General features: G+C 41.4%; 12 protein-coding genes and 1 pseudogene. 8 read left to right on the top strand and 5 right to left on the bottom strand.

The window, feature by feature from the left end; genetic code table 11:
- The first annotated feature begins 2 nt into the window (after positions 1-2).
- Positions 3-350 carry a gamma-glutamylcyclotransferase family protein gene (locus tag PTE_RS06280; RefSeq protein WP_036844094.1) on the top strand — a complete coding sequence of 116 codons (348 nt, stop codon included), beginning with the start codon at positions 3-5 and terminating at the stop codon, positions 348-350.
- A 102-nt stretch (positions 351-452) separates the two neighbouring features.
- On the opposite strand, the gene ppa is transcribed toward PTE_RS06280, so the two are convergent.
- Positions 453-983 (bottom strand): inorganic diphosphatase, encoded by a 531-nt coding sequence (gene ppa / locus PTE_RS06275; protein WP_036844093.1) that lies wholly within the window; start codon positions 981-983, stop codon positions 453-455.
- A 729-nt stretch (positions 984-1,712) separates the two neighbouring features.
- Between ppa and PTE_RS25950 the strand changes: the two genes are divergently transcribed.
- The 3 genes and pseudogenes from PTE_RS25950 to PTE_RS06265 all read left to right on the top strand — a co-directional run bounded on the left by PTE_RS25950 (position 1,713) and on the right by PTE_RS06265 (position 3,943).
- The gene (locus PTE_RS25950) at positions 1,713-1,967 is read left to right on the top strand and encodes a glycosyltransferase family protein (protein WP_198539165.1); all 255 of its coding nucleotides are present in this window, start codon (positions 1,713-1,715) and stop codon (positions 1,965-1,967) included.
- A pseudogene (wecB, locus tag PTE_RS06270) lies at positions 1,954-2,781 on the top strand (non-hydrolyzing UDP-N-acetylglucosamine 2-epimerase). Before PTE_RS25950 ends, wecB begins: the two are co-directional and overlap by 14 nt.
- 259 nt (positions 2,782-3,040) lie before the next feature.
- Positions 3,041-3,943 carry a LysR family transcriptional regulator gene (locus PTE_RS06265; RefSeq protein WP_036844092.1) on the top strand — a complete coding sequence of 301 codons (903 nt, stop codon included), beginning with the start codon at positions 3,041-3,043 and terminating at the stop codon, positions 3,941-3,943.
- A 154-nt stretch (positions 3,944-4,097) separates the two neighbouring features.
- On the opposite strand, the gene fbp is transcribed toward PTE_RS06265, so the two are convergent.
- A complete protein-coding gene (fbp, locus tag PTE_RS06260) occupies positions 4,098-5,102 on the bottom strand; it encodes a class 1 fructose-bisphosphatase (RefSeq protein WP_036844091.1) in 1,005 nt (334 codons plus the stop codon).
- A 165-nt stretch (positions 5,103-5,267) separates the two neighbouring features.
- Between fbp and mpl the strand changes: the two genes are divergently transcribed.
- Entirely contained in the window at positions 5,268-6,638 is a 1,371-nt protein-coding gene (gene mpl / locus PTE_RS06255; protein ID WP_036844090.1) for a UDP-N-acetylmuramate:L-alanyl-gamma-D-glutamyl-meso-diaminopimelate ligase, read from the top strand.
- 46 nt (positions 6,639-6,684) lie between these two features.
- Here the strand turns inward: mpl and argR are convergent, their stop codons facing one another.
- Positions 6,685-7,155, bottom strand: coding sequence for a transcriptional regulator ArgR (argR, locus tag PTE_RS06250; RefSeq protein ID WP_021323292.1), 471 nt, complete (start codon positions 7,153-7,155; stop codon positions 6,685-6,687).
- Between the two features lie 453 nt (positions 7,156-7,608).
- On the opposite strand from argR, the gene mdh reads away from it, so the two are divergent.
- Positions 7,609-8,547 (top strand): malate dehydrogenase, encoded by a 939-nt coding sequence (gene mdh / locus PTE_RS06245; RefSeq protein ID WP_036844089.1) that lies wholly within the window; start codon positions 7,609-7,611, stop codon positions 8,545-8,547.
- Positions 8,548-8,649: 102 nt separating this feature from the next.
- Here the strand turns inward: mdh and PTE_RS06240 are convergent, their stop codons facing one another.
- On the bottom strand, positions 8,650-8,916 hold the full coding sequence (locus PTE_RS06240; RefSeq protein ID WP_036844088.1) for a helix-turn-helix domain-containing protein: 267 nt from the start codon (positions 8,914-8,916) through the stop codon (positions 8,650-8,652).
- A gap of 224 nt (positions 8,917-9,140) precedes the next feature.
- Here PTE_RS06240 and PTE_RS06235 point away from each other — a divergent pair, with 224 nt between their 5' ends.
- Together PTE_RS06235 and PTE_RS06230 are read left to right on the top strand one after the other, a co-directional pair.
- Complete coding sequence (locus tag PTE_RS06235) at positions 9,141-9,449, top strand: DNA-binding protein (protein WP_274534097.1); 309 nt, start codon at positions 9,141-9,143, stop codon at positions 9,447-9,449.
- 76 nt (positions 9,450-9,525) lie between these two features.
- The gene (locus tag PTE_RS06230) at positions 9,526-9,906 is read left to right on the top strand and encodes a DNA-binding protein (RefSeq protein WP_036844086.1); all 381 of its coding nucleotides are present in this window, start codon (positions 9,526-9,528) and stop codon (positions 9,904-9,906) included.
- A 22-nt stretch (positions 9,907-9,928) separates the two neighbouring features.
- Here the strand turns inward: PTE_RS06230 and ispB are convergent, their stop codons facing one another.
- Positions 9,929-10,900 (bottom strand): octaprenyl diphosphate synthase, encoded by a 972-nt coding sequence (gene ispB, locus PTE_RS06225; RefSeq protein ID WP_036844085.1) that lies wholly within the window; start codon positions 10,898-10,900, stop codon positions 9,929-9,931.
- Between the last annotated feature and the right edge of the window lie 221 nt (positions 10,901-11,121).

The following is an 11,121-nucleotide window of genomic DNA, read 5'->3' as shown; positions in this document are numbered from 1 at the left end:
AAATGCGAATTATTGTTTATGGCAGCTTACGGCGCAAACAGGGCAATCATCACTGGATGACCGATGCTCAATGGTTAGGGGATCATAAGCTGGAAGGCTATGAGCTGTATGACCTTGGGTATTATCCTGCGGTAATCCGTGGTGACGGGAGTATTGAATGTGAGGTATATCGCATCAACTCAACTATCCTGACAGAATTAGACGATTTGAAAGATAATTCTCGGGAGTATGTAAGGGAGTTGATTCAAACACCGTATGGTAGTGCATGGATATATCTTTATCAGTTTCCGGTAACCAGTTTACGGCGGATAAAAAGCGGTGACTGGTTAAAGCGCCACGCAGAAGAGTAAATAAAAATCCCTTTTTATCATGATAAAAAGGGATTATGACATTAAAAAACCTCTGCCGGTGATGGTCCACAGAGGTTTTTTAATTATGCACATAAAGATGGATTATTTCTTAGCAGCACGTTCGAAAGAGGAGACAATTTCTGCTTTAGCCGCTTCGGCATTATCCCAACCATCAACTTTAACCCACTTACCTTTTTCCAGATCTTTGTAGTGCTCAAAGAAGTGAGTGATCTGAGCGCGCAGCAATTCTGGCAGATCGTTCACATCTTTAATGTGATCATATTCTTTGGTCAATTTGCTGTGCGGAACTGCAACCAGTTTGGCATCTTCACCTGATTCATCAGTCATTTTCAGAACGCCAACCGGACGGCAGCGGATCACAGCACCTGGTTGCAATGGGTATGGCGTTGGAACCAGAACATCAACCGGGTCACCATCCAAAGACAGAGTATTGTTGATGTAACCATAGTTGCATGGATAGAACATTGCGGTAGACATAAAACGGTCTACAAACAGCGCACCGGATTCTTTATCAACTTCATATTTGATTGGATCTGCGTTCGCAGGGATTTCGATAATGACGTAGATGTCTTCTGGCAGGTCTTTCCCTGCCGGTACTGAGTTCAGGCTCATGAACGTTTCCTTTGTTTCAAACCAGAATGGAGTGGGGGGTATTATAGCCAGAATGATGATGAAATCTCACTATCTCTATAACCTTAATCTGTAAAAATCTTCAAAATAAGAAAGGTGAGGGGAGCTCGTAGTAGATTGCTGACCAGCTGATTGTTTTTTAATCAATTTCTTGCCAGCAATCTAATTCCCTATCTTTCGATAGGGAATTTGTGTAGAAAAGATAGGAGTTACAGCTAAGGGGAATAACTGTTTTATGGAAGGATATTATCAGGTTTTTGGTAGCCATCTGATTATCACGAATTCGGTTATAATTACTAATTCCAGTAAAGTGAACAGCACATTATATTACCGAATAATGAATATATTATGGCAGTAATAATCTCCAAATAATATTATTGCTCGTGGGGTAAAAATTTCCAATTAACTATTATCACTCATTGAAATTAATTGTGCTGGTTGTAACATTTAACGTCTGTGCTGCATTTGAAAAATTCTTGCAATCTATCATTTGTATAAAAGCCTCAAGGTCATCAAGGTTCTTCATTCTATATTTTCCTTTTTGGAAAAAATTTTTTTCCAATAAATTGCTTTTCATATCATTTAGCTTCGTATTAAATAACAACCTGGTTCAGAAGTAAAAAAATTTTATACGAGATCATGTAAGTAATAGTCTGAGTTATCTCAGTAGTATCATTTTAATATTTATAATCAATTATTCGGGATCTGACAATGAAGAAAATTGCTGTAATTTTAGGCACTCGTCCGGAAGCTATTAAATATGGACCGGTAATAAATGCATTGAAAAAAGATTTTCGTTTTAAAGTTATTGTGATTTCCACTGGTCAACACAAGGAAATGTTGGATGACGCTCTTGCTGTGTTTGATATCCGACCGGATTATAACTTGCAAGTGATGCAGCTTGGACAAACGTTGGCAGCTGCATTGTCCGGTTTCCATCATCATATCCCCAGTGATCCACATTGAAGCAGGGCTACGTAGCGGAAACATCAGTTCTCCTTTCCCCGAGGAAGGTAATAGGAAATTGGTAGCATAAATCGCCTCTTTGCATTTAGCACCAACACCTGGTAACGCAGCTAACCTAATCCGTGGAGGTATCAAGGAAGACCGTATTGTTATTACCGGTAATACAGTAATCGATGCATTGTATTGGGCAATTAAGAGAGAACAGTCTTGCCGACATGCTATCTTTGAAGATTTGCAACATGATACACGAAAGATTATTTTGGCTTCTGTTCATCGTCGTGAAGCATGGGAAAAAATTCCTGAAATTGCTAATGCAATTAAACAAATCGCCGCACGGCAAGATGTACGGATTATAATTCCAATGCATAAAAATCCTGTTGTTTGTCAAACTCTTCAAAATATTCTGGCTAATATGATAAACGTTGATTTGATCGAACCGTTAAATTATCTGGATTTCTGTCAGTTGATGAGTCGTGCGGATATTATTCTTTCCGATAGTAGTGGAGCAGAAGAGGAAGGCCCAACACTTGGCAAACCTACATTGATATTGCGTTCATTGACCGAGAGGCCAGAAGCCATACATACTGGTTCAGCAATTTTGGTTGGTAATTCTGGTGATCTGATTATTCGACGCGTCAATCATATCTTGGATAATCTTGATGTGTTCAAAAGCGCTAATATTCAGACTAAACATTATGGAGATGGTCAAGCGACACAACGTGTTATTGGTGCTATTGCTAATTACTTCGGTCTTGGCCCAGCAGTTCAACCTTTTTATCACGGCTGTGAAATGGGACTAGGTAGAATTTCATAATACCGATACAGTTGGTCTATTCGATTGATATCTGAAAAGGGCCACTCTGACGTCTGATGAACTGCTTTGTACTATGCATACCACAACCCTTGTTGTGTAAGGCGTTGGCAAGGTGTATCACTATTTTGAAAAGTTATTTAGATATATTTTCAGAGGGATTTTTAATCCTTTTGATTTGTCCAAATTTTGGACTAAAGGTATCTAACGGACTAGACTGGATAACGGAAAAACACTTGTGAAATAAATTCATAGGATTGGTATGGATATTAATCGCTTTAGAGAGTTAGAAGTATTCATATGTGTTGTTGAAAATGGAAGCTTTTCTGCGGCAGCTAGAACTTGTGGGATGACACCTTCAGCTATTAGTAAGTTGATATCTCGTTTGGAGTCGCGGCTTGGTTCTCGTTTGTTTAATCGTTCAACCCGGCAGTTGCAATTTACACTAGAAGGGCAGTTGTTTTATGAGCGTGGGGTAGGGATTCTTGCTGAACTGAACGAAGCTGAACGTAGTGTCAGTGAGTGTCATGTACCTCGGGGCCGTTTACGTGTGAATGCTAACGTCACGTTTGGCCATCATTTTCTCTTACCGTTGATCCCTATTTTTTCATCTCTATACCCTGATATTACACTTGATATTGTATTGACTGATACTGTGGTAGATATTCTTGGGCAGCGCTCAGATATCGCAGTGAGAGCCGGTCCACTTAAGGATTCAAGCCTAATAGCACGTAAACTTGGGCAGGCTAAAATGGTTATTGTTGGCTCTCCCCTTTATTTACAGAAAAGAGGAATACCACAACACCCTGATGATTTGGGAAACCATAATTTGCTAAGTGCAAACTATATGCGTTCGATCAATGGCTGGCCGTTTGTTGTTGATGGAGTACGCCGTCAAATAAGCACGAAAGGGACAATTCAGGCCAGTGATGGTGAGGCACTTCGTTATCTGGCCATTGAACACGGCGGATTAGCTCGGTTGGCAAAATTCAGAGTGAAGGATGATATTAATCGCAACAAATTATGCACAGTGTTGGATGCGTTTAACATGGATGATATGGAAGACATTCATGCTGTTTTTGTCGGGCATGGTGGTTATATGCCTTTACGTGTACGTGCTTTTTTAGACTTCCTTGTCGATAATGTCAATATTGATAGTAAATGAATACTTCATGGTTAGCTGTTTTCTAATTCTCGCGAGAAGAGCTACCGAAGAAAAACTCTCGTTTGGGTTTTGTAAGTAGAAGTTCCTTTTCAAGATACTGGCATAGGATTAAGAGGCGGAATACCACCTCTTAATTCGTCATTAATCGATGAAATTACTCATCCGGAAATTCAGCCATAAAACTTTCGGCTTTCTCTACCATTGATTTACTACCAACAAAGAAAGGCACGCGCTGATGCAGTTTGGATGGGATGATATCCAGAATGCGGTTGGCACCATCACTGGCTTTACCGCCGGCTTGTTCGGCCAAGAATGCCATTGGGTTACATTCATACAGCAAGCGCAATTTTCCTGATGGATGGCTGGCGGTGCTTGGGTAAATGTAGATTCCGCCTTTCAGCAGGTTGCGGTGGAAATCAGCAACCAACGAGCCGATATAACGTGTGGTGTAAGGACGCTGAGTCTCCTCATCCTGTTCCTGGCAATATTTAATGTATTTCTTCACTCCCATAGGGAATTTGATGTAATTCCCTTCGTTGATGGAATACATATTGCCTTTAGGGGGAAACTGGACTTTCTCATGAGAAAGACAGAATACGCCGAGTGAAGGATCATAAGTAAAGGCATGTACACCACAGCCAGTGGTATAAACCAACATAGTTGAAGAACCGTAGACAACATATCCGGCTGCGACTTGGCGGTTACCCGGTTGCAGGAAATCTTCTTCAGTGACGGGTTTGCCGATAGGTGTAATACGACGGTAGATAGAGAAGATAGTACCAACGGAAACGTTTACATCAATATTTGAAGAACCATCTAATGGGTCCATCAAAACAACATATTTTGCATTTTCAGCGCGGTCGCCTTCGAAAATAACGATGTCGTCTTCTTCCTCGGAAGCGATACCGGCAACTTCACCGCGTGCTTTCAATGCTGCTTTGAGTTTTTCATTAGCATACAGGTCCAGTTTCATCTGAACTTCGCCTTGGATATTGGACGCACCGCTGGTCCCTAAAATATCCACTAAACCGGCTTTGTTGATATCACGGTGAATGATTTTTGCTCCGAGCTTAATAGCGGAAAGCAATGCGGTGAGCTCACCTGTGGCATGAGAAAAATCTTGCTGCTTTTCGACGATGAATTCGCCTAATGTTTTCATGACGAAAGTCCTGAATGTGATTTGATAGTGGTTTTAGAATGTCCATTGCACTCTTACGCGGGCAGTTTAGCCAAAGAAAGGGATGATTCATAGGCTATTCCATTTCTTATCTTGCTTTTGATGGTTAGAATAGTGGCTAACTTCATGCTATGGAATGGGAAATCAATGCGTATTCATATTCTTGGTATCTGCGGTACTTTTATGGGTGGACTGGCAATTTTGGCACGTTCTCTCGGCCATGAGGTAACCGGCTCAGATACCAATGTTTATCCACCAATGAGTACCTTACTAGAAAAACATGGGATTAGCCTGATTCAAGGATATGATCCGGCACAATTGGATTCTGTGCCAGATATGGTCATCATCGGTAATGTCATGAGCCGTGGAAATCCTTGTGTAGAGGCTGTGCTGGAGCGTGGGCTCCCTTATACCTCTGGTCCTCAATGGCTGCATGATTATGTCTTGCCGGAGCGTTGGGTTCTGGCGGTTGCAGGGACGCATGGCAAAACAACAACCGCCGGCATGTTGGCTTGGATTCTGGAAGCTTGTGGCTATAAACCGGGTTTCTTGATCGGTGGTGTTCCTGGAAATTTTGAAACATCAGCTCAGATCGGAGAAAGCCCGTTTTTCGTGATAGAAGCCGATGAATATGATAGTGCTTTCTTTGATAAACGATCCAAGTTTGTGCATTACAGCCCACGTACGCTGGTTATGAATAATCTGGAATTTGATCATGGGGATATTTTTGGCGATCTGGCAGCTATTCAGAGACAGTTCCATCATCTTGTCAGGATCATTCCGGCTAGTGGCAAGATCTTTGTTCCGGATAACGATATGAACCTGAAGCATGTCTTGTCTATGGGTTGCTGGAGTGAATTGGAACTGGTGGGTGAAACTGGCCGCTGGCAGGCAAAAAAAATAAGTACAGACAGCAGTGATTATCGGGTGTTTTATGGTGGTGAAATTGTTGGAGAAGTGAATTGGTCACTGGTTGGTGAACATAATATGCGTAATGGGTTGATTGCGATTGCAGCTGCACATCATGTTGGCGTCCAGCCAGTCGATGCCTGCCGTGCTTTGAGTGATTTTATTAATGCTCGTCGTCGCCTTGAACTACGTGGTGAGCAGAATGGCATCACCGTTTATGATGATTTTGCGCATCACCCGACAGCAATTCTGGCAACATTGGAAGCTCTGCGCAGTAAGGTTGGCGGAACTGCCCGTATTATTACTGTGTTGGAACCGCGTTCAAATACTATGAGAATGGGCGTTAGTAAGAATGAGATCGCGCCAGCTTTGGGGCGTGCTGACAAAGTGTTCTTATTCCAGCCGGCTAATATTAAATGGCATGTATCAGAAATTGCAGATCGCTGTGTTCAGCCTGCGCATTGGAGTGCTGATATCGATTCATTGGTACATATGATTGTTGATAAGGCACAAAAGGGCGATCATATTTTGGTTATGAGTAATGGTGGGTTTGGTGGTATGCATGAAAAATTATTGTCTGAGCTGAATAAAAAAACTTATCAGTCCTGAGGATGGCGGCAGGAAAAATGAATCGCGCCATGCTGGCGCGATTCATTTAAAGTTCTTGTTCGAACAATTCAAGAATTTTTTCACGTAGCTGTTCTGCTGTGAAACCTCTGGCAAGTGTGATGAAGATGGTGTCGTCACCCGCGATACTGCCAAGTATGCCTTCTGCTTTACCAAGGGAGTCCAACAGGCGAGCAATAAGCTGAGCAGCACCAGGGCTTGTACGAATTACAACAATTGAATGGTTGTGATCAACATCCAGTACAAGGTTTTTTAGTGGACTAGTGGCAGTAGGGACGCCAAGCTCAGCAGGAAGGCAGTAGACCATTTCCATTTTGGCATTACGGGTGCGAACAGCACCAAATTTAGTCAGCATTCTGGAGACCTTGGATTGATTAATATTCTCAAAACCTTCTTCCAGCAAGGCGGTGACGATTTCTCCTTGAGAGCTAAATTTTTCTTCTTTCAGTAACGCCTTGAAAGCTTTTACTAACTCTTCCTGTTTAGAGGGAGTACGCATATTTCACCATATTCAATCAGCTATGAAGATTATATTATGCATATAAATGAATTTTTATGCAATAAAAATGATTTTATCACCATTTTAAAAGCATGAATTAGTCTTATGCTATATAGAAATTCACAAAATATGAATATGAGAATTTGCTTTTTTGGGCTGGTTATCATGTAATTATATTGTTAATCAAATGATGTTGTTTGGTGTTGTTGTTAGGTGTAAGGTATTTAGCGGGTTGTTTCATAAAATCATAAGGTAATTATCAAAATAGTGCCCATTATCTCATTAACAGATAAGCATTTTGCCTAGAATACGGCGACTTTTGCGTCCCACTATTAGAGCGTAAGTCCACAATTTGGCTGTTAACAGATTGTTTTCAAGAACGTAGTAATCTATGGTTTATAACCAGATGAATTCACAGCATTTTAAAGTATAAACGATTTAAGGAGTATCAGGATGAAAGTTGCAGTTCTCGGTGCAGCCGGTGGTATTGGTCAGGCGCTTGCTCTTCTACTAAAAACCCAGCTTCCTTCAGGTTCAGAACTCTCTTTATATGATATCGCTCCAGTGACACCTGGGGTGGCTGCTGATTTGAGCCACATCCCAACGGATGTGAGAATTAAGGGCTTTGCTGGTGAAGATGCAACGCCAGCGTTGGAAGGAGCGGACGTTGTATTGATTTCTGCGGGTGTTGCCCGGAAACCAGGTATGGATCGTTCAGATCTGTTTAATGTTAACGCGGGTATCGTTCGTAACCTGGTAGAACAAGTGGCTAAAACGTGTCCGAAGGCACTGATTGGGATTATTACTAACCCAGTCAACACAACTGTAGCTATTGCGGCCGAAGTGCTGAAAAAAGCGGGTGTATATGATAAAAACCGCCTGTTTGGCGTAACAACCCTGGATATTATCCGCTCCAATACTTTTGTTGCTGAATTGAAAGGTAAAAAACCGCAGGAAATCGAAGTGCCGGTTATCGGTGGTCACTCTGGTGTGACTATCCTGCCTCTGTTGTCCCAAATCCCTGGTGTGAGTTTTACTGATGAAGAGTTAGCTGCCTTAACTAAACGTATTCAGAATGCAGGTACTGAAGTCGTTGAAGCTAAAGCTGGTGGTGGATCTGCAACTCTGTCTATGGGACAAGCTGCGGCTCGTCTGGGCCTTTCTTTGGTCCGTGGTTTACAAGGTGAAAGCAATGTTGTGGAATGTGCCTATGTTGAAGGTGATGGCAAATATGCGCGTTTTTTCGCTCAACCGATTCGTTTGGGTAAAAATGGCGTAGAAGAGCGTCTGGATATTGGCAAGTTGAGTGATTTTGAACAGAAATCATTGGAAGGCATGTTGGACGTATTGAGAAAAGATATAGAATTAGGTGAAAAATTCATTAATAACTAATTGGTATATTTTATAAACATAAAATATATACTTATGAAACAATAAAAACCGCTGGTATAACGAATTACCGGCGGTTTTTATTTAATGAAAATAATTCGTTAGCTAATTATTTATTTGTTCGCGTACTTTCCTTTCTAATAATTCTCCAGTATTTGGATCAAAATAACGACTAGGCCAAATCTCTGAAGGGTGTATTTCCAGATAATTCGCAATTATCCATTCTCCCTTTGGCCATGGGCGAGACAGTGCATTAGCGAGTGTAGATGAGCTCAGTCCCGCTTTGCGTGATACCTCAGCTAAGGTTGTTCCCCGCTTGCGTAAAGCTGCAATTATGTCGGCTGGATGCCAATCAGATTTCCTTGAAATCATTTTTAATCCTTTTTTTGTTAAATTTGATGCTATGTTAGTGGTATAAATAACAGGTCTGCATGAGAGCAATAACGAACTGAAACCTGTTATTGAGAAATAAAATAGCATTATTTTTCTAAAAATATTTCCAAATTTTTTCTTAAAAACTTCTTTTTTGAACTTGGTTACAAAAATAGAGAAACGTGATGAAAAAAGAGTGGTTTTCGGCCAAGGAATTGGTTGGCGTGGGTGAGTTACCTGGATCACCACAAGGGGTTAATGCCAGAGCAAAACGTGAGGAGTGGTTATGTCAGAAAAAGCAAGGGGTACAAGGCAAAGCAGTCGAATATCACTATTCCTGTTTTCCAGAGACGACCATTGCAGCGCTGGAGCTTCATGAATCATCTTCTGAGTATCAGGTGCAGAAACAAGATCCTTTATCGATTTGGGTTGGAGCTTTCCACCAGTTGTCAGAATCTGAGAAACAGGCTGTGACAGCCATGATTTTACGAGACGGTATCAGAAGTTTTTTGGAAAATATTTCTGTTATTTGACTCTTTTTTGGAAATTAAAAATGCCAATTAACTTGGCTTCTTCTTCATTATCCCGGTGCAAAGTGAGAAGAAAAGTATGAAAAAAGAATGGTACTCAGCTAAAGAGCTGGTTGGTATTGCCGGACTTCCTTCTTCGCCACAGGGAATAAATCTGATGGCAAGGCGGGAAGAATGGGAATATAGACGTAAACTGGGTGTTCAGGGCAAGGCTCTTGAATACCATATAAACAGTTTGCCTGAAGATGTACTTAATATGTTATCCGTAGGGGAAAACACGGTTGATTACGCGAACAAACGGCAGGACCCATTCTTAATCTGGGTTGAAGCTTACTATCAACTGACTAAAGTTGAGCGGGAAAAAATTGTGAAATTCATTCTTCGGGAAGGGTTGGCAAAACTTATTGGTTATATTGATGTTGGTGTTGAAGACGTAGAGAAAAACCTGGAGGCAGATTAACCCCAGGTTTTGCTGCTATTAATTAAGAGATACGTTGTACGGCGATATGTGCTAACCCCACAAGTGCTTGCTTATATGGGGAGCTTCCCAGCACCTGTAAAGCAGCAATGGCTTTATCTGCTTCTTCTTCTGCTCGCTTACGGGTATATTCCAGCGAGCCGCACTGTTTCATTGTTGTCAGTACGGTTTCGAGTAAATGGCGGCCATTACCTTTTTCAATTGCTTCACGGATAAGTGCTGATTGTTCTGGACTACCATGATTCATAGCGTGCAGCAGTGGTAATGTTGGTTTACCTTCATTGAGGTCATCACCGGTGTTTTTGCCCAGAGTGTCGCTATCAGCATCATAGTCCAGCAAATCATCAATTAGCTGGAATGCAGTGCCTAAATAACGTCCGTAATCTTGTAAAGCAGCTTCTTGTTCTTGTGTCGCGTTGGAAAGAATCGCAGAAGAGTGGGCGGCGACTTCAAACAGCCGTGCTGTTTTACTGTAAATCACACGCATATAATCGTCTTCAGAGATATCTGGGTCATTGCAGTTCATTAACTGTAAAACCTCGCCTTCAGCGATAACATTAGTTGCTTCTGACATCAGTTTAAGAACCTGCATAGAGTTAAGTGTAGTCATCATCTGAAACGATCGGGTGTATATAAAATCACCAACCAGTACACTGGCTGCATTACCAAAAGTGGCATTGGCGGTGGCTTTGCCACGTCGCATATCCGATTCATCTACAACATCATCATGTAGCAAGGTCGCTGTGTGGATAAATTCAATTAAAGCAGCAACAGTAATATGCTTATCACCCTGACAACCTAATGCTCTGCCAGCGAGAATGGCAATGATTGGGCGGATGCGTTTTCCACCGCCACTGATTATGTAGTAGCCCAGTTGATTTATAAGAGTAACGTCAGAATTCAACTGACTAAGAATGGCTTCATTTACCGCTGCCATATCATCAGCGGTTAGCTTGATAATAGATTCTAAATTCATGTTTTTTCGGCTATAGGTTCTAATGCAGAGCAGTGTTCATATTAACATTATAATAGTTATCGCTGTGTCTTGATTGTACTCGAAAAACAGTTCAAATAAATGACAATTCAGAAACTATGTTTTTTTATCATCTGCTCTAATTCTGCTCTTGTCTTCTTAGGCTTTTTTGCGTAGAATTCGCGCCCTATTATGAATATTTATAGCGCGCTCTGGAATGATAT

The sequence above is a fragment of the Photorhabdus khanii NC19 genome (assembly GCF_000517265.1).
GTDB lineage: Bacteria > Pseudomonadota > Gammaproteobacteria > Enterobacterales > Enterobacteriaceae > Photorhabdus > Photorhabdus khanii.
This window is presented reverse-complemented; position numbering and strand designations above follow the sequence as displayed.